General features: G+C 62.7%; 14 protein-coding genes and 1 pseudogene. 9 read left to right on the top strand and 6 right to left on the bottom strand.

Features of this window, described 5'->3' with window-relative positions; all coding sequences use genetic code 11:
- Positions 1–50: 50 nt before the first annotated feature.
- The 4 genes from ACOGXQ_RS08510 to ACOGXQ_RS08495 all read left to right on the top strand — a co-directional run bounded on the left by ACOGXQ_RS08510 (position 51) and on the right by ACOGXQ_RS08495 (position 6,520).
- Complete coding sequence (locus tag ACOGXQ_RS08510; RefSeq protein ID WP_419946973.1) at positions 51–746, top strand: hypothetical protein; 696 nt, start codon at positions 51–53, stop codon at positions 744–746.
- 250 nt (positions 747–996) lie between these two features.
- Positions 997–3,753 (top strand): ABC transporter permease subunit, encoded by a 2,757-nt coding sequence (locus ACOGXQ_RS08505; RefSeq protein ID WP_419946972.1) that lies wholly within the window; start codon positions 997–999, stop codon positions 3,751–3,753.
- Positions 3,750–4,640 (top strand): ABC transporter ATP-binding protein, encoded by an 891-nt coding sequence (locus tag ACOGXQ_RS08500; protein ID WP_419946971.1) that lies wholly within the window; start codon positions 3,750–3,752, stop codon positions 4,638–4,640. Before ACOGXQ_RS08505 ends, ACOGXQ_RS08500 begins: the two co-directional genes overlap by 4 nt.
- A 5-nt stretch (positions 4,641–4,645) precedes the next feature.
- Positions 4,646–6,520: a DUF3556 domain-containing protein gene (locus ACOGXQ_RS08495; protein ID WP_419946970.1), complete on the top strand. Its 1,875-nt coding sequence runs from the start codon at positions 4,646–4,648 to the stop codon at positions 6,518–6,520.
- Positions 6,521–6,894: 374 nt separating this feature from the next.
- Here the strand turns inward: ACOGXQ_RS08495 and ACOGXQ_RS08490 are convergent.
- Positions 6,895–8,048 (bottom strand): annotated as a pseudogene (locus ACOGXQ_RS08490) (IS3 family transposase).
- A 59-nt stretch (positions 8,049–8,107) separates the two neighbouring features.
- Between ACOGXQ_RS08490 and ACOGXQ_RS08485 the strand changes: the two are divergent.
- Positions 8,108–8,566: an ISL3 family transposase gene (locus ACOGXQ_RS08485; protein WP_419946969.1), complete on the top strand. Its 459-nt coding sequence runs from the start codon at positions 8,108–8,110 to the stop codon at positions 8,564–8,566.
- Between the two features lie 30 nt (positions 8,567–8,596).
- Here ACOGXQ_RS08485 and ACOGXQ_RS08480 read toward each other — a convergent pair whose 3' ends face one another.
- The 3 genes from ACOGXQ_RS08480 to ACOGXQ_RS08470 form a co-directional block, all read right to left on the bottom strand.
- Positions 8,597–8,989, bottom strand: a complete 393-nt coding sequence (locus ACOGXQ_RS08480) for a hypothetical protein (protein WP_419946968.1) — start codon at positions 8,987–8,989, stop codon at positions 8,597–8,599.
- A 32-nt stretch (positions 8,990–9,021) separates the two neighbouring features.
- Positions 9,022–9,918, bottom strand: coding sequence for a S8 family serine peptidase (locus ACOGXQ_RS08475; protein ID WP_419946967.1), 897 nt, complete (start codon positions 9,916–9,918; stop codon positions 9,022–9,024).
- A gap of 486 nt (positions 9,919–10,404) precedes the next feature.
- Positions 10,405–11,499 (bottom strand): hypothetical protein, encoded by a 1,095-nt coding sequence (locus tag ACOGXQ_RS08470; protein WP_419946966.1) that lies wholly within the window; start codon positions 11,497–11,499, stop codon positions 10,405–10,407.
- Positions 11,500–11,749: 250 nt separating this feature from the next.
- On the opposite strand from ACOGXQ_RS08470, the gene ACOGXQ_RS08465 reads away from it, so the two are divergent.
- From ACOGXQ_RS08465 to ACOGXQ_RS08450, 4 genes are all read left to right on the top strand, one after another.
- On the top strand, positions 11,750–12,427 hold the full coding sequence (locus tag ACOGXQ_RS08465; RefSeq protein ID WP_419946965.1) for a DUF3556 domain-containing protein: 678 nt from the start codon (positions 11,750–11,752) through the stop codon (positions 12,425–12,427).
- 4 nt (positions 12,428–12,431) lie between these two features.
- A complete protein-coding gene (locus tag ACOGXQ_RS08460) occupies positions 12,432–13,859 on the top strand; it encodes a phytoene desaturase family protein (RefSeq protein ID WP_419946964.1) in 1,428 nt (475 codons plus the stop codon).
- 782 nt (positions 13,860–14,641) lie between these two features.
- Entirely contained in the window at positions 14,642–16,642 is a 2,001-nt protein-coding gene (locus tag ACOGXQ_RS08455) for a type I restriction-modification system subunit M (protein WP_419946963.1), read from the top strand.
- Positions 16,639–17,841, top strand: coding sequence for a restriction endonuclease subunit S (locus tag ACOGXQ_RS08450; RefSeq protein WP_419946962.1), 1,203 nt, complete (start codon positions 16,639–16,641; stop codon positions 17,839–17,841). The genes ACOGXQ_RS08455 and ACOGXQ_RS08450 overlap by 4 nt, the downstream gene beginning before the upstream one ends.
- 194 nt (positions 17,842–18,035) lie before the next feature.
- Here ACOGXQ_RS08450 and ACOGXQ_RS08445 read toward each other — a convergent pair whose 3' ends face one another.
- Entirely contained in the window at positions 18,036–18,638 is a 603-nt protein-coding gene (locus tag ACOGXQ_RS08445; RefSeq protein WP_419946961.1) for a dCTP deaminase domain-containing protein, read from the bottom strand.
- 102 nt (positions 18,639–18,740) lie between these two features.
- Positions 18,741–19,334: a hypothetical protein gene (locus ACOGXQ_RS08440; protein ID WP_419946960.1), complete on the bottom strand. Its 594-nt coding sequence runs from the start codon at positions 19,332–19,334 to the stop codon at positions 18,741–18,743.
- Positions 19,335–19,443: the final 109 nt, after the last annotated feature.

The raw sequence follows: 19,443 nt of genomic DNA, 5'->3' as shown, positions 1-19,443 counted from the left end.
TGTCTTGTTCCTAGCGAGCTATCGACGACGGGTGCCAGGCGATCAACGCGGTGATCATCGACGGCGCCCAGATCTTCCTGCCGCCGATGGAGAATGCGATCGCGGCCCTCGGCCAGAGCTTCGGCGACATCATCATCCTGCCGCCGACAGCGCAGGACTATTCGTCAGAGGTGGCCCAGGCGACGACCGACGCCGACTGCGTGATCGGCATCGTCTCGGAGACGCCGTATATCACTTGGAACACGGCGTGGACCCAGTCGGGCACCGACGCTCGCCAGTACGGCCCGCAGGGCAACCTGAATGAGATCTCCGCCGCCGGCAACGAGGAATCGACTGACGGCGACATCATCGGCGGCATGTACCCCGACATCTCCACGGCACCGTGGGACGAGTACCGGCTGGCGCTCGAAGAAGGCGGTTGGGACACGACCGAGCACGACTACAACAGCCTGGGCGGCATGGGCACGTGGGCGGCGTTTGCGGCCTTCACCCAGATCGCCGAAACTATCGATGGCGAGATCAACGCTTCCTCGTTCTTCGAGGCCGCATCGAACACGAACAACCTCGATCTCGGCGGCATGGTGCCGGTGCTGGACTTCACCCAGGAGTGGACCGATGGTCTGCCTGGTTTCCAGCGCCTGTTCAACCGCAGCGTCGTGTTCAGCAAGCTGGAGAACGGCAAGGTTGTGCCGCTGACCACCGAGTTCGAAGACGTCGGCGACCTGGCCACCGGCAACGCCGGCTGACGGTCATCTGAGTACCGTCATATCAGTTCTGGCGCCCGCGCCGGGGTGGCCCGAGTGAGTGATCACTCGCCATCCCGGTGCCGGCGCGAGCCGGCCGAGCGGCGCCAAGAGGCTGAGCCGAATGGCGAAGCCGTGGCCCGAGCGGCCCGTGAGCCCGTATCCAATGAGAATTGGGAACAAGAGCGGGAAGCAAGATGTGACGCGATGGCATCGTTCTTGAGTCCGCGCACACTCTGAGGCGGGGGAATCATTGGACGAGGTCATTCGCTTCGCTCTGCTGGGTTTCGGGGTCGGTGCGTTGTACGCGCTGGCCTCCCAAGGCCTGATCGTGGTGTACCGCGGCACTGGCGTGCTGAACTTCTCCTTGGGCGCTACCGCAATAGCGGGCGTCTTCCTGCAGTGGGAGCTGCAACACCGGGCCGGCTGGCCGTTCCTGCTGGCGGCGCTGACCGGCGTCGCGCTGTCCGCGCTGCTCGGCGCCCTCACGCACTGGGTGATCATGCGGCCGCTGCGTCGCGCCAGCACGCTGATACGCGTCATCGCCACCTTGGGCGTGCTCATCTTGATCCAGGCCGGCGTGGTCATCCGGTACGGCTCCAACGCACGTCAGGTGGCCAGTTGGCTGCCCACCAACCGGGTGACGCTGTGGGGCGAGGTTGCGATCACCGTCGACCGGCTGATCCTGTTCGGAGTGGCATGCGTGTTCGCCGTGGTGCTGTGGTCGATGTATCGACGGAGCCACTTCGGCCTCGCCACCGAAGCGGTGTCCGAGAGCGAGCGAGCCGCTTCGGCCATCGGCTTGTCGCCGAATGCAATCGCCATCCAGAACTGGGCGCTGGGCTCGGCCATCGCTGCGGTTGCGGGCATCTTGGTGGTGCCCATCATCACGTTGCAGGTCACGGCCATGACCTCACTGGTGCTTGCAGCCTTGGCCGCGGCGCTGGTCGGTGATTTCCGGTCGTTCCCCATCGCCACCGCCACTGGCCTGGCGTTGGGCATCGGTCAGACGCTCGTGGGCCGATACGTCGACCAGCAAGGACTGGGGCAGTCGCTGCCCTTCCTGGTGATTGTGGCCGTGCTCGTGTTCAAGGGCCGGTCGCTGCCGAGTCGTGACTACTTCTTGCGCGAGCTACCGATGATCGGCAACGGACGCATGTCGTGGGACTGGACGATCTTCGGCGTCGGCACGGTGGCTTTCCTGATGCTCACCAAGCAGGCCAAGTGGATCGACGCCCTGACCGTCACCATGGGCGTTTCGATCGTGCTGCTGTCGATCGTGGTGCTGACGGGCTACGCGGGCCAGCTATCGCTGGCGCAGTACACCATCGCGGGGTTCGGCGCGTACGTGTCAGGACGCCTCGTTGCGGTGTTCGACATCCCGTTCCTGCTGGCGCTGGTCGCGGGCGTGCTGGCCGCCGTGCCGCTGGGATTCATCTTCGCCCTGCCGGCTGCACGAACGCGCGGCATCAACCTGGCAATTGTCACATTGGGACTCGGCACCACCATCGAGCTGATGCTGTTTCGCAACCGCCAATACACCGGCGGCGTGCAAGGAACTCAGGTCGGCAGCCCCGATCTGTTCGGCCTGGACATCGGGTCGATACGCCACCCGGAGCGCTACGGCCTCTTCGTGCTGGCAATGGCGCTGTTGGCCGTGTGGGTGGTGTCGAACGTGCGTCGTGGCCGCAGCGGGCGGCGCCTGCTCGCCATTCGAACCAACGAGCGGGCCGCCACGGCGCTCGGCATCGACGTGGGAAAGGCGAAGCTGTTCGCCTTCTCGCTGAGCTCGGCAATTGCGGCGCTGGGCGGGATCGTGCTGGCATTCCGGCTGACCTCGGTCAGCTACACCTCGTTCACCAACCTCACCTCGATTCTGTTCGTGGGACTGGCGATCGTGGGCGGCGTCGGTCACCTGCTCGGTGCGTTCGTAGGCGCCACCATGGCGACCGCAGCCTTCAGCCAGGAAGTGCTCGAATCGACGTGGGATGGGGTGGGCCGCTGGACCCAGCTCATCAGCGGCATCGCCATCTTGCTCATGGTGCTCGGGTACAAGGACGGTGTTGCAGCCGAGTGGGTGAAGATCTTCCGGCTGGTGAAACGAGCCCGCAAGTGGGGCCGCTCATACTTCATCGACCTCGAAGACGTCTCTGATCCGAACGCTGCTGACCCGAATGCCTCTGGGAGCCAGAGGTCGAAGGTTCCGGCTCGCGTGCTGAGCATCCAGAACATGACCGTGCGCTACGGCGCCGTCGTAGCGGTCGACGATGTCAGCTTCAACCTCACGCCGGGCACCATCACGGGGCTGATCGGTCCGAACGGCGCCGGCAAGACGTCGCTGATTGACGCCGTGTGCGGCTTCACACCCGCGGAGGGTCGAGTGGTGCTCGACGGCGAGGACATCTCGCGAATGTCGCCCTCCAAGCGTGCCCGCATCGGCATTGCTCGTTCGTTCCAGACGCTCGAGCTGTTCGAAGACGCGACGGTGTTCGAGAACATCAGCGTTGCCGCCGACCCTCAGGACATGCGGTCGTACCTGCGCGATCTGGTGGCGCCGTCGAGCCCCCCGTTCCCGCCTGAGGTCGTGCGGGCAATCATCGAGTTCCAGCTCGACGGCGACTTGCACCGCGACGTGAAAGACCTCTCCTACGGAAAGCACCGTCTGCTGGCGATTGCCCGGGCGGTGGCGATGCACCCGAGCGTGCTGTTGCTCGATGAGCCGGCCGCCGGCCTGAGCACCGCCGAGAGCGAGGAGCTGGCCGAGGTGGTTCGGCGCCTGGCCCAGGACTGGGGCATGGCAGTGCTGGTTGTCGAGCACGACATGAACTTCGTCAACGGGGTGTGCGACGAGGTGGTGGTGCTGGACTTCGGCAACAAGATCGCAGTCGGGAGCCCCGAGGAAATCCGTCTCGACCCAGCCGTGGTAGCCGCATATCTGGGAACTGAGGCCGACGATGGTGTTGTGGCCGCCGCGCCGCAGCCACAGCTGGCATCCGGGGGTGGCGCATGAGGCAGCTGCTGCAAACGCGAAGCCTCAAGTGCGGGTACCTCAACCGGGCAGTCGTCCAAGGAGTGAACCTGAAGGTCCACCAGGGCGAGGTGGTCTGTCTGCTCGGTCCCAATGGCGCCGGCAAGACCACCACGCTGCTGACCATCGCCGGTGAGCTGACGCCCGTCGACGGAATCGTGATGTTCGGCAACACGCCTACCTTCACGCCTATGTACCAGCGCATCCGGCGAGGGGGAATCGGGCTCGTGACTGAGGAGCGCCTGGTGTTCACCAAGTTGTCGGCTCGGGACAATCTGCGAGTGGGCGGCGGTTCTGTGGAAGCAGCGCTGGAACTGTTCCCCGAGCTCGAGCCTCGGCTGGACGTGCGCGGCGGCATGCTCTCGGGCGGCGAACAGCAGATGCTGGCGCTGGCAAGGGCGCTCAGCCGCCAGCCGTCGATTCTGCTGGCCGACGAGCTGTCGCTCGGGCTGGCGCCGATCGTCGTCGATCGGCTGCTGGGAGCGGTCCGAAAGGTGGCCGACACTACGGGCACCGGTGCCTTGATCGTCGAGCAGCATGCCCGCAAGGCGCTGGCTGTCTCTGACCGGATGTACCTGATGGCCCGCGGTCAGATCCTGCTGGAACTGCCCGCTGCCGATGCCCTGCGCCGCCTCGACGAGATCGAGGAGACGTACTTGACCGGCACGTCTGAGACCGAGGAAGACCACATCGAGCGTTTGCGGCGCAAGAACAAGAGGAAGGCATGGAGGCGCCTGCGGGTGCGCGAGCGCGAGCTGAACCGGCTGTCCGGCAAGCTTGCCTCGACCCGCACCGCCGCCGAGGACGACTTCTATTTCGAACGCGAACGACAACGACGACACGCGGCGATGGTCCGCCGAAAGAGGTAATCACCATGGGGTATCGCACCGCTGAGCTGCCCGATGTCGATCTCGACGAGTTTGCGAAGATTCCGTTCTTCGAACGGATGAAGCTGCTGCAGTTGCACTGGGTCGAGCACGGCTTCGGGACGCCCAAGCAGACCGGCACGTTCTATGCGTGGAAGATCTTCCTGTATGCGCTGTTCGGGTTGATCGTGGCCGGCGCGTTCACCGCCGGGCTCGAATTCAACGACATCGGCGGCTGGTGGGACGAGCCGATCCTCTACCAGAAGCTGATGATCTGGACGATCCTGCTCGAGATCACGGGACTGGCGGCCACCTGCGGCCCGCTGGCCTTTCACTTCGACCCGCCCATCGGGGGAATCCTCTACTGGTGGCAGAACGACACCCTGCGAGTGCCGCCGTACCCCAACCATGTGCCGTTCACCAAGGGCAATCGCCGCACGCCCTGGGACACCGGGCTGTACAAGCTGATCCTGGCCAGCCTGATCCTGCTGCTGGTGCTGTCACCCGAGCAGGTGGACGGGCTGCCCGACGGCCGCACCGGCATTCTGCCGCAGTGGGCGACGCTGATCTACTGCGGCTTGATCTTGCTGATGGCCATGCGCGACAAGATCGTGTTCTTGTCGTCACGGGCCGAGCAGTACGTGCCCACGTTGCTGTGCTTCTCGCTGTTCAGCAACTTCGTCGACATGATCATCGCCGCCAAGGTTTTCATCGTCATCATCTGGATGGGCGCCGGTTTCTCGAAGCTGCAGCACGGGTTCTCTTCGACGGTGTCGATCATGGTGCAGAACACGCCGTGGGTGGTGTGGGATCGATTCCGCAAAGCGACCGTGAAGGACTATCCCCGCGACATCCGGCCGGCTCGAACGACGCACTTGCTGGCCCATATCGGCGGCACCACCTGCGAGCTCATCATGCCGCTGGTGCTGCTGTTCTCTCCTTGGGGATGGGCGACGTGGATTGCCATCGTGTCCATCTGGATGCTGCACACCTTCATCATCTCGACGTTCCCGCTGGCGGTTCCGCTCGAGTGGAACGTGTTCTTCATCTTCTGCGTAGCGTTCCTGTTCTCGAACTTCCACACCGGAAGCGGCTACGCAGTGTGGGACATGGAGCCGGTGCTGTTGGTCGTGGTGCTGGTTGCGGCGCTGTCGCCCATTGTGCTGGGAGCATTTCGCCCGCAGTACGTGAGCTTCTTGGTGGGCATGAAGCAGTACGCCGGCAACTGGTCGGCGGCGACGTTCTCGCTTCGCAACAAAGAGATGGAAGATCGCATCAACGACAAGATCGTGAAGGCCGCCGACAACCAGATTGACCAGCTCGAGCCGCTGTTCGGTCCTGAGATCTCCGAGATCTTCATTCAGAAGGCGGTGGCGTTCCGCATGATGCATCCGATGGGCCGCATGCACATCTCGGGCCTGATGTGCCACGTCGACGATCTCGACAAGCGCATTCAGCGCGAGGGCGAGTTCCTGAGCAACGTTCTGACGGGGTGGAATTTCGGGGACGGGCACTGCCTGGACGAGCGTCTGATAGCGGCGTGGCAGGAGCGGTGCGAGTACGAGCCCGGCGATGTGATTGCGGTGTTCACCGAGTCGCGGCCGGCGTATACCAACAGGGTGCAGTACCGGGTGATCGACGCGGCGCTGGGGACCGTCGAGAAGGGCTGGTACCGCCACGACGATGCCTACAACTCCCAGCCGTGGCTGCCCGACGGCCCGATTCCGCACACGGTGACATGGCGGAAGGAGGGCTACGAGCCCCAGGGCGTGCCGCATCCCGGCAATGCCCGCAAAGTGCCGTCCGTCGATCACGACGGCAACTGGCTGATCCCCCGCCAGACGGCCGGCGGTGTCGTGATGCCCCCAGCCAACACCGGCTGAGAGGCTGAGCCGGCAGGCGAAGCTGTGGCCCGAGCGGCCCGTGAGCCCAATCGCATGAGCACGGGGAACAAGAGCGGGAAACAACTGGTGCGACAACGGAAAGGCGGACCTACCCGCGCGGTTCGTCATGCGGCGACGGCGGGGACTGTCGAGTGAGCTTCGTCGCACATCAACGGCGGAGCCAGCGCTCGCCGGTGAACGGCACAGCGAACAAAATCGACGACACGCTGCCAACCGCACGCGGCGAACTAAACTGGCTCTTCGGGTTTGAGCGGGGTGTGGGTCCGTTGAGGGGTACGAGGGCTCTGTGATTCACCCTGGGTTTTGCGCAGGCTCTGGGGGTCCCTGTGTTTCGTGTAGGCGGATTACTGGATTCATGCTGCCGGTTTGTGTTGGTGTCGGTTCTCGAACTCGACGGGTGAGAGCATGCCAAGGGCGCTGTGGCGCCGCTGGCGGTTGTGCCAGATCTCGAGGTATTCGAAGATCGCGTTGGCGAGCTCGATGCGTGTGTGCCAGCGTTTGCGGTCCAGCAGTTCGACTTGCATGCGGGACCAGAACGACTCGATCATCGCGTTGTCGTAGCAGTCCCCGACCGAGCCCATCGAGGGCAGCAGCCCCGAGTCGACGGCTCGCTGGGTGAACGCCCACGACGTGAACTGGGTGCCCTGATCGCTGTGGACCACCGTCTCGTCCGGTGTCGGGCTGCGTGCCTCAATCGCCATTCCCAAGGCGCTCGTCACCATCGCGGCGGTGGGTCGGGAGTCGATGGACCAGCCCACGACACGGCGGCTGAAGGTGTCGAGCACCACAGCGCAATAGAGCTTGCCCTCGCGGGTGGGGTGCTCGGTGATGTCGGTCACCCACAGCCGGTCCGGGGCTGAACTGGTGAAGTCACGGTCCACGAGATCGGCTGCGGTCGCCGCGTTGGGGACCTTGCGGAACTTGGGCCGCCCCGACACGCCGCGCAGCCCCGCTCGCCGCATGAGTGTCTCGACGGTCTGACGGCACACTGCTATGCCGCGGCCCAGAACCAGCTCGGCATGGACTCGGTTGGCGCCGTAGGTCTGCCGGGACACGGCGTGGATCTCACAGATGACATCACCCAGCCAGGCGTGCCGGATCGAACGCGCTGAGGGCGGGCGGCGAAGCCAGCCGTAGTAGCCCGACACCGAAACCCCCAACAGTTCGCATGCCCGCTCGACAGGAAGCCCTTCCGCGGCCATCACCTTGATGGCCGCGAACCGCCTTTTGGGTCGACGTCCCCCTTCAGCAGCTCGGTCGCCCGGCGGTGGATCGCCAGCTCGGTCTCGAGCTCGCGTACCCGCCTGCGCAAGGCCACAAGCTCCGCATGCTCAGCTGTCGTCAGACCCGGCTCGACGCCGGCGTCGATGCGCGCCTGGCGGCGCCACGTATAGATCGACTGATCGCTGATCCCAAGCTCAGCCGCGACCTGCGCAACCGGCCGGCCCGCCTCGACCAGATCGATCACACGCCGCCGGAACTCCGCCGGATAACCCCTCGGTGCCATGAAGCCTCCTCAAAGCTCATGACAACACAATCCAGCATCCACCCCGCGCGAAACCCAGGGTGCACCAGTATCGCTGCCGTCGCCTGCTGACCAAGGCCGATGAACGCCTCGACGACCGCGGCCGGACCAAGCTGGTGGGCCTGCTCGCAGCAGGCGACCCCCACGGCGAAGTCCGCACTGCGTGGCACGCCAAGGAAGTCGTCCGGTCGATCTACGCCATCGACGACCCCGACCTCGCCGAAGAATTCACCGAACGCCTCGGCGCCGACCTCCAAGACCCCGACTTCCCAACCGAGACCCGCCAGCTCGGACGCACCATCGCCCGCTGGACACAGCACATCGTCGCCTGGCACCGCGCACGCGTCTCCAACGGACCCACCGAAGCCCTCAACAACCTGATCAAACGCGTCAAACGAATCGCGTTCGGCTTCCGAAGCTTCGCCAACTACCGGATCCGCTCGCTCCTCTACGCCGGCAAACCCAACTGGGCACTACTCGCCACCATCACACCCCGCTAACTTCCGAAGCTCCACTAAACCTGCCGGATTCTATGAGTGTTGCGCCATGTCAAATCGGTAGCACGCGAGTAGCTGAAGTGCAAGTACGGGGGTCAATAGGATTCCGAGGCGCAGAATTGATATCAGGAGACAGGCGCCGATGGCAATGATGCTCATCCGGAGAGCAACCGCAGTCGCCTTGCCCACGAATGCGATGGGAAACGCGATAACGACACCCATAGCCCAGAACGTGGCCGTTACCAAGGCCGGTGGATTGCTCGATGTAGGTCCAGTCGGGGTTATCACGCCAATTTCTTGTTTTTCTTGTCCGGTGAACGGAAAAACTGCATCGAGATCGAGCTCCTCACCGTGGACGAGGAGCATATAGGCACAGGCCGCGAGCCAATATACGAGACCGCTGAGGACGATCCAGCGGAAGTTCATTCGGTAGGCGCGCCTGCTTGCTCGAGCCACGGTCACTCCCCTTGCGGCAAAGTGCACTCTCGCATGACGGCGACGATAGGCACGGTCATATCGCCTTGCGATATGGTCTCGGCAGAATCAAGCAACGCAGCACGCACTTCTGTCGGTGTGGCTTCTACATGGCACGCCATATAGATTGCCGCTGCCCCCGCTACATGAGCCGCTGCCAGCGAGGTGCCGCTTGGGTCGATGGTGCTCTCAATCGAATTCAGCTTGGTAGTCTGTATACACACACCTGGGGCATATATGTCGACGCTTGGGCCAGTATTGCTGAAGTCGGCAACGCTGTCATCCTCACCCGGCCCGCATGTCGGCGACCCCAATCCACCTGGCACGCCATCAAAGTCAGCGATGGCTCCCACAGTAATCACTTGGTGCAGTTTGGCTGGGATGAAACCTGAGGCGTCTGCTTTTTGGTTTCCGGCGGCGGATATAACAGTCACTCCAGCGTCAAGTAATTGGCACATCAACTGTCTCAGTCTGTCTGCCTGACAAGTAGCAACATCAGTACGGTGTTCGTCAGGCCGGTTGAAGGCTATCAGTGCGACATCTATGTCATCTGCGTTGTCGTGTATCCACCTGAGACCACAGATCACGTTATCCTCGGAGGCAAGAGTTTCGTCAGCGAATACTCGAACAGCGTACAATTCTGCGCCCGGTGCTACGCCAATGATTCCGCTACCATTGTGCTTGGCTCCTACGACCCCCGCCAAGGTTGTGCCATGACCGTCAACATCACCCCAGTCCGCATGGTCGTCCGTTGCACAGTTGAATCCATCTGTTACAGCCAACTCCGAGTTGAAGGCCTCAATGCCGGTGTCGACGATGGCAATGCTCGGCGGCCATCCGGGACCCTTCGGTATGCCGCTGCCGCCGTGGATGCGACGCACTCCGCTTGGAGTGTACTCGTTGAGCAGTTGGCCATGCTCCTGGTCTGCGTTGTTGAGCGCCGATTCTGAAGTAGCGGTGCCTTCCGTGCTACACGAGGCGACTACGCAAGCAGCCCCCCAGATCGCCAACAAGAGATAGAACCGGACACGGTGTCGACGGTGCCAGTATCGTTCGGCTAAGGGTCCGTAGCGCCTTAAGTCGTGCGATATGCTGATGCGTTTCCGCAGGTCAGAGGGCTGCACATGGTGGGAAATCACGCGACTTGACTGATGACGGGCACTAAGCGTCGGAAAGGCATCGCCAGCACCGTATGCGGTGCCATTTCACAGTGTGCTCCTGTGCATCTACCCGCAACCCCACATTGGTGAGCGCGTTCGGGAATAGAGTGATGAAATTGGAGTCAAGCAAGAGCACTCCATAACAAGTCAGCAAGTGAGAGAGTGACGGGTCGCCGAGATATCGACCCGCTGAACGTCGTCGGACCCCTAGTTTCGATTGATCCACCAGAAATTATCCGTCTTGTCAGTGCGGAGGAGGTAAGCACAGCCGCCATGCTTGTAGTTCGAGGCATAGTGATCTACTGTCAGATTCGCATAACCTATGGTTTGTACGGTATGGCCAGCATATGTCGTGCCCGGTGACGTCGGAACAGGCAAGGCACCACCACAGACTAGGTTGGCAAAGATAGGGTTCTCGTAGGAGGACGATTCTCCTACATACATGTAATCCGAATTATAATCACTCCATGCGTAGTGACTGGTGCGACGCCATCCGGATTCCGAGAGCCAGTTGGACCACCACTTCCAGTTGCTTGGGGAACGCTGAGGGTTCTGGTTCCACACCTCCACTTGAGCATGAACCTCGGAGGTGGCGGGTAGGAGCGGATACGCCAGTTCTCGGACTTGGGAACGTGTCTTGACTCTATAGTCCGGTATCTCAAGCCTGAACTCACCGTTGGATGAATTATCAACAAGGCTCGCTCCGCCGGCATTGGTGGGGCCACTAGACCCATGAGGCGAGACAGCGGGTGCCGAAGAATCACTATCATCTGCCTCATCCGCTTCCGAATCGATGGCATCTGCATCGGAGAGAACGCCGAATTCGACGACCCGCTTGCAGCTCTGCGGGTCGTAGGCGATTTCGATCAACGCCGTTGCAACCTGCCTGCCAACGGTGTTTCGACTAACGAAGTTGCACCCGGTCGACTCACTGCCATCTGCGAGTGTCACTGTTGTCCTGCGGCCTTGCTCAACGACGCGGACGGCCTCAACAAAACGTGAACCCGCATCCGACACTGATTCTTCGTAATGGATCACCGATGAGCCAGTCAACTCGGCATCGTTTCCGATCCGGGGAACTGCCTCCAATTCTAAGAACCACTGCGGGTCACTCTCAAGGATTGGATCAGCAGAAGCGTCTTCTAGACGCCCCGATATATCGATCTCGTGACCTTCAACCACGACTCCTTCGGGCATGATGGCGTCAATCTCGAACGCTTGATCAAGCTGGCCGTCTCCGTCCAGCGTAATCTTGTATGCCGTGGGTTGCTCGGAAACAACCGCTATGGCTCCTCCGTCCAAGGGCGTGTCTCCCGGCGGCCCGTTCAATATATCCGAATCGGATGACCCGCCGGTGGAACCGCCACCCCCGCTGAAGGCAGATGCCGCTGGTTGACTGCTAGCCAGTGCGACACAGACGGCTGCGAGCACTGCGACCCAGTGATTGCGCCGCTTGCTGTCGCCTCGACCTTGGCGGTGCTTGTGCGTTGTCATTCCGATGCTCCGTGTCGTTGGCGTGGAGCTCCGTGTCGTTGGCGTGGACTTGGATAGCATGTCACAGCAGGAGCAGAGGGCGCACCCTCTGTTGGCGGGCGTGGTGCGCGCCGACGGCTTGGGAGCGGCTGAGGTTGCTGAAGGCTCGCGCACGCAGGGTTGGATCGATCAGCTCGAGCCGCTGTTCGGTCCTGAGATCTCGGAGATCTTCATTCAGAAGGCGGTGGCGTTCCGCATGATGCACCCGATGGGCCGCATGCACATCTCCGGCCTGATGTGCCACGTCGACGATCTCGACAAGCGCATTCAGCGCGAGGGCGAGTTCTTGAGCAACGTGCTGACGGGGTGGAACTTCGGCGACGGGCACTGCCTGGACGAGCGGCTGATAGCGGCGTGGCAGGAGCGGTGCCAGTACGAGCCCGGCGATGTGATCGCGGTGTTCACCGAGTCGCGTCCGGCGTACACCAACCGCGTGCAGTACCGGGTGATCGACGCAGCGTTGGGGACCGTCGAGAAGGGCTGGTATCGCCACGACGATGCCTACAACTCCCAGCCGTGGCTGCCCGACGGCCCGATTCCGCACACGGTGACATGGCGGAAGGAGGGCTACGAGCCCCAGGGCGTGCCGCATCCCGGCAATGCCCGCAAAGTGCCGTCCGTCGATCACGACGGCAACTGGCTGATCCCCCGCCAGACGGCCGGCGGTGTCGTGATGCCCCCAGCCAACACCGGCTGACGCGGTGACGACGGCGACCGTCGTCGGCAGCGGGCCGAATGGATTGGCCGCTGCGGTCCACCTGGCGCGTTCAGGCGTGGACGTGACCGTGCTGGAGGCGGCGGACACCATCGGGGGTGGCACGCGCAGCGCCGAGGCCATCGTGCCAGGCCTGATTCACGACCAGTGCTCGGCGGTTCATCCCGTGGCAGCCGCGTCGCCGTTTCTGCGCGGGCTCGACCTCGAGGCGCTCGGTCTGCGGTGGTGCGCGCCCGTGGTCGACTGCGCGCATCCGCTTGACGACGGCTCGGCCGGCCTGCTGTACCGGTCCATTGCGCAGACCGCGGCGGGGCTGGGCGGGGACGGTGCTCGGTGGAGCCGGCTCTTCGGGGCGCTGACGGCTGATCTCGATGCGCTGTTCGAAGACATCACGCAGCCGCTGCTGCGGGTGCCGCGCCATCCGCTGCTGACCGCCCGGTTCGGGGCGGTGTCTGCGACGCCCGCCACGGTCGTGGGCCGCTTCTGGCGCAGCGAGCAGGCTCGGGCACTGTGGGCAGGCGTTGCTGCACACGCGTTCTGGCGTTTGGACAGCCCCATGTCCAGCGCGGTCGGCCTGATGATCCTGGCCGCAGGACACCAGTACGGCTGGGTCGTCGCCGAGGGCGGTTCGCAGGCGATAGCGGACGCGCTGGTAGCCGACGTGACGGCACACGGGGGGCGGGTCGAGACCGGGATTCGGGTTCGCTCGGCCGCCGAGCTGCCGCCGGCTGACCTGCTGCTGCTCGATGTGTCGCCATCGATCGCAGCCGACATTCTGGGCGACCGGTTGCCCCGTCGAGTTGCCCGTGCCTACCGGAGGTACCGCCACGGCCCGGGGGCGTTCAAGGTCGACTTCGCAATCGAGGGCGATGTGCCGTGGCGCGCACCGGCTGCCGGCGACGCCGGCACTGTGCATCTCGGCGGCGATGCGCGCGAAGTGTTCGACAGCGAACTGGCCGTCCATCGCGGCCGGATGCCTGAGCGGCCGTTCGTGCTGGTCGGCCAGCAGTACCTGGCCGACCCCTCCCGCTCGGTCGGCGAGGTCCACCCGCTGTGGACCTACGCGCACGTCCCCCACGGCTACACCGGCGACGCGACCGAGGCGATCGTCGCCCAGATCGAGCGATTCGCTCCCGGCTTCTCCGAGCAGGTAGTCGGAACGGCGGTGCGCTCGGCGACCGAGATGTCGGTCTACAACCCGAACTTCGTCGGCGGTGACATCCTGAGCGGCGCCTCGTCGCCCCTCCAGCTGCTGTTCCGCCCCCGAGTTGCCCGCGATCCCTACTTCACCGGCATCCCGGGCATCTACCTGTGCTCAGCGTCGACGCCCCCGGGGGCAGGCGCACACGGCCTGTGCGGCCTCAACGCCGCCACCCGAGCCCTAGCCGCGCTGGGAATCCCCCGCCCGGCGTGAGTTGGATGCGCCACTGTTCGTGGCGAACGCTCTATGCCTGTGGCGCGCCGAGGCGAGCTGTGACCACCCAGAGGCGTGCGCACGAACGGACCGCTCACATCCAGCACCGCCGACAGATCCCAAGCGACGATGCAGTCGCAGTCCAGTCGCGACCACCACAGTTCGGGATCGTCGCCGCGGACAAAGCGAGGCACACAGAGACCGCTGTAGCCGGCGTCCTGCACCGCCCGCCAGTCAACTTCCCAGCCCTTTTGCTGGTGACCCAGCTCGGACAAGTTCCACAGGAACGTGTCAGGAAGATGTTGCGCGCGATTCAGATGCAGCATGCCGCCGACATCCAACGTGATCTTCCAATGGTGACGACCCAAGCTGGTCATCTGGTTCGCGCCGGCCCACCTGTCCCACGGACGCACGCTGCCTGTCGGCGACATCCAGAGGCCCCACGGATTCCAGCCGCGCCGCGACGCCTGCCGATACACCCGAGATGGCTCGAACACCCACCGCGCGCTGTCCCCCGCATCCTCGCTTGGCCAATGAAGCCCCACCATCGCACGACGCTCTGCCATATCGCGACGCACCGTAATCGCATTGCCCGAACCGACGAACGTCCGAGCGTCCGACAGGCCCGACGTCGGCCACGACGGTGGTGAGGCAACATGGCAGAATCCTCCATCAGTCGTCGGCCGTCGTCCTGACGGGCCGCACGGGGGTGACAGTGTGGGTAGTCCCGCGCAGCACCACGTCGAAACGGACGGGTGAGCCGAAGCTCCGTCGGGAGGGACATGAGCAGCGAGACCAGGAACAACTATGCGGGGTTCATCTGGTCGGTGGCGGACCTGCTGCGCGGCGTGTACAAGCCGTCCGAGTACGGGCGGGTGATTCTGCCGCTGACGGTGCTGCGGCGCCTCGATTGCGTGCTGGAACCCACCAAGGCCGCTGTGCTGGAGGCCGATGAAACGCTGCCGGTAACGTTGCAGAACCGCGACCCGGTGCTCTGTCAGTACGCAGGTCAGACCTTCTACAACACGTCCCATCACACATTCGCAACGCTGCTCGGCGATCCCGACCACGTCGCTGGCCACCTGCGCAACTACATCGCCGGATTCTCGGACTCGGCTCGCGACATCGTCGACAAGTTCAACTTCGACGCCCAGATCGACCGGCTCGACAACCACAACCTGCTCTATCTGGTGCTGTCGAAGTTCACCGAGCTGGATATGAGTCCCGATGCGATGTCGAACTTGGAGATGGGCTACCTCTACGAAGAGCTGATCCGCAAGTTCTCCGAGCTGTCGAACGAGACCGCTGGTGAGCATTTCACGCCTCGCGAAGTCATCCGACTCATGGTGAACCTGCTGTTCCGTGAGGACGATGAGCTGCTAACCAGCCGCGGCGTGGTGAAGACATTGCTTGACCCGGCCTGCGGAACCGGCGGGATGCTGTCGATGGCCGAGGAGTACTTGCGCGAGCTCAACCCAGAAGGCGAGCTGCGGGTGTTCGGCCAAGAATTGAACGCTGAGACCTACGCCACCTGCCGCGCCGACATGCTGATCAAGGGCCTCGGCGCCGAGAACATCCGCTTCGGCAACAGCTTCGACGACGACCAGCACGATGGCCAGCGGTTCGACTACCTGCTGGCCAATCCGCCGTTCGGAGTGGAGTGGAAGATGGTGGCCGACTTCGTGCGCGACGAGCATGCCGACCGGGGCTTCGCCGGCCGATTCGGTGCCGGGCTGCCTCGCATCAACGACGGCAGCTTCCTGTTCCTGCAGCACATGATCTCGAAGATGAAGCGCTCCGACGAGGGTGGTGCCCGGCTGGCGATCGTGTTCAACGGCGGCGCCAGCTCGGGCGAGTCGGAGATCCGCCGCTGGATCATCGAGAGCGACATGCTCGAAGCGGTGGTGGCCCTGCCTGACCAGTTATTCTACAACACCGGCATCTCCACCTACGTCTGGTTGGTCACCAACCGCAAGGAGCCTCGGCGACAGGGCAAGGTGCAGCTCATCGACGCCCGCGAGAACTTCACAAAGATGCGCAAGAGCCTCGGCCAGAAGCGCAAGGAGATCAGCGCCAAGCAGATCGACGACATCAGCCGCCTGCACGGTGCGTTCGAGGAGTGCGCACGCTCGAAGATCTTTCCCAACGAGTCGTTCGGCTTCCTACGCATCACGGTGGAACGTCCACTGCAACTGCGCTGGGAGATCACCGACGACACGCTCGCAACTGCCGAGTCCCACAAGGCCGTTGCGAAGCTCGAACCCGAAGCCCGCGAGGCGCTGTTCGCAACGCTGCGGGACCGATTCGGCGACGAGTTCAACTCAGATGCCACCGTGCAGGAGCTGGTGCGCTCCGCTGTGCTGCCAGTGACGGGCACCAAGGCGGCAACGGTTAGCAAGGCAGTGGCCACTGCGCTCGCCGTCCGCGATACATCTGCGCCCGTGCAAGTTGACCCGCGCGGCGACCCCCAACCCGACCCGCAGCTTCGCGACTATGAGAACGTTCCGCTGCCTCCAATACAGGTCGCCTTCGAAGCAGACCCAACCGCACGCATCGACACCATCGAATACCGCACGGCCATAAACAACTACCTCCGAGCAGAAGTCCTCCCATACGTGCCCGATGCCTGGCACGACCCGGACAAGACCACGATCGGCTACGAAATTCCTCTCACGCGCCACTTCTACTCCTACATCCCACCCCGTCCAATGGCTGAAATCGACGCCGAGATCGTTTCGCTCGAAGCTACGAGTCGCGATCTGATCTCAAAGATCATGTCATGACCCACCGAGAAATGCCGTTGTTACATATAGCCGATATTCGGATCAGTAATGTCGACAAGAAGACTCGAATGCATGAACAATCGGTGCGTCTGGTCAACTACACAGATGTCTACTATGGCGACAGAATCACACCTGACTCGAACCTAATGAGAGCATCTGCCTCGCGTGACCAGGTACGGAATTTTGGTCTAAAGTCTGGGGATGTACTCATAACCAAAGATTCCGAGCTGGCGAATGATATTGGTGTGCCAGCGTTGATCGAACACGCGACACACGAGATGGTCTGCGGCTATCACTTGGCCATGCTACGACCACGACAGGAGATTGTCTTGAGCAGGTACCTGTACTGGTTGCTCAACTCAGCATGCGTCCGCAGCCAAATGGAAATCGCTGCTACCGGGATCACTCGATTCGGGCTTCGAGCAGAGGCAATCAAGCGGATCAAGGTCACAGTGCTGCCACACTCCGAACAACTCCAGATTGCAGATTATCTTGATGCCAGCACATCGCATATTGACGATGCCATCGCAGCGAAAACCCAGTTGAAGAAACTTCTGATACAGCGCCGCTCTCGACTGCCGGAGGTTGCACTGGAGATCATGCGCGCATCTGAGCAAATGGTGCCACTCAAGTATCTCGTCGTCGAGTCCAATCTTCGAAGCGATAGCCGTGCGTCACGCACGTTGCTTTCCGTTTCCATACATAATGGCGTCGTTCCCAGGAACGATGAATATGCATCAGCTGCGCCTCCAGAAGCTCTCGCCAGATACAAGCGCTGTAAACCGGGCGATATTGTAATCAACAGAATGCGTGCGTTCCAAGGCGGGGTAGGCCAAGTCCGACGGCAAGGAGTCGTCAGCCCGGACTACACAGTTCTCCATGTCAAGGATCGAGTCTCCAGCAGTTACCTCCACTTTATAATGCGCTCGCCTTGGTTCATTTCCGAAATGACTCAGCGGCTGCGCGGCATTGGATCGACCGACCAAGGGCACGTCCGCACGCCCCGCATCAACTTCTCGGAACTCGGAGAGATTCGCGTGCCAGTCCCATCGCGAACCCGCCAAGACGACCTTGTTTCCGAGCTGATCGAGAGGGAAGCAGATATCGCTAGTGCGCTCGACCTCCACGGCAAACAGATTGAACTCTTGACGGAGCGCCGACAGGCATTAGTTACAGCGACTGTATCCGACCGAATCTAGGTTGAGATTGGGGACGATGGGCTGTCGGAATTCCGAGGGCCGTGACGATTCTTGTGTTTGGCCCTCAACAGCGAGGGATCGTCAGAGGTATCGCTTGCTTCCACTGTTTCGCTAATGCTGAGCTGCGAGATGTTTTATGGACAACGCGTCTAGGCTCCTGACTGCTCATCATGTGAGGCAACTGACACCTAGAATCAGGTCAGAGCCTGGAACAGTAGCGTAATGATTGCACCGACAATTGTTCCGGCGAGGTAGCTACCAAGCTGGATTCGCCATCCAATCTTCCGTTCGATGGTTGCCATTCGGTCGGCAAGCACTTGCGGAGTGAACACATCGCCCTGCATTTCCATCGTGTCTTGGTCAGTGAAAGCGGGGCGGCCCCCGTGGCCTTCGTAGAGATCGTCGGTGGGCGTATCAAGGGCCGTGAACCAAATCAAGAAGGTAGGAGTACCGCGGGAAATGTAGACGGAGGACGGCCCGGCGTTGTAGACAGAGAAGCGCAGTCGACCGTGGAAACCCGGGTCAACGTGGAATCCTGAGACATTCACGAGGCCCAAGCGCTTGACCTGAGATTTCATCGAGATCAGTCCAAGTGCATCGGGCGGGATGCGAACCTTCTCTTCGGTCATCAGCTGGGCGAAGTGCCCTGAAGGGATTCGAAGCTGCTCGTCGTTCGCAAGGTCCCGTCGGATCTGATCCTCGCCGGTGAGGAGCGCCTGCGGTCCCATGCTCAGTTCGTAGCTGCAATTCGCAATGCGGTCCTGGTCGAACGGCGTCACCAGCCGCTCGTCCTTCAAGCGTGATCGCATCGTTTCTGACGACCAGAAGCCAGTCACTCAAGTACCTCCAAGACTGTGCTGAGGGCCGATGCCGACGCAGCTTCTTCGCCGCGCGGCACCCTACGTCAGGTCAACGTCAGTGGACGGCAAGTGTTCGTTGCACACAGTTGCGAGCTTGACACCGAAGACTGCGATGTCAGCGAGCCTCTCGTCACGGAATGCGTCCCAGCTGCCCTGCTCGACGGCATCAGCAAGCAGACCGGCCAGCTTCGTTACGTGGAACGAGTAGTGCCGTAACTGCTCGATCTTCGGGAGACCGAACACGTCGGGGTGGAACCGCCGGTCGTGGGCGAGTTGTGCAATCTGGACCTCGTCCCAGCGTCGAGCGGATGCGAGCGCGTCGGCACCGACGAGTTCGACCTGCTCGGCTGCGCCCGCGTAGCGGAGGAGGCTGGATGCCTCGACGCCTCGAATCCTGTCCTCGTATGCCTGACGCAACGAGACGCCGGACTGATCGGCGAGTTCAGCAGCGACTCGTCGCATCGACTCAGCTGCTGTCACGACTTGGTGGGTGGTCGCAGGCTCGTTGTGCTCGATGTGTTCGCAGAACGCGGCGCAAGCCGCCGCCGCGCGGATGAGGGTGAAGGCGGCGCGGCTGAGATCGGCCTCGCTTGGCTCGTTTCGGGTGTCTGTTGGCGAATCGTGGAGAGTCATACTTGGCCAAACCTCAAATTACATACCCGTAACTCTAGCCCCGCGACACGGGTGCCTGTCCCTGCATTGGCGTCCGCGCCTAGCCCGCCCCGGCTTCGGTTCACCGCGG

The sequence above is a fragment of the Candidatus Poriferisodalis sp. genome (assembly GCF_965208485.1).
Lineage (GTDB): Bacteria > Actinomycetota > Acidimicrobiia > Acidimicrobiales > Poriferisodalaceae > Poriferisodalis.
Note: the sequence above shows the minus strand (reverse complement) of the source record. Positions and strands in the feature narration are given on the sequence as shown.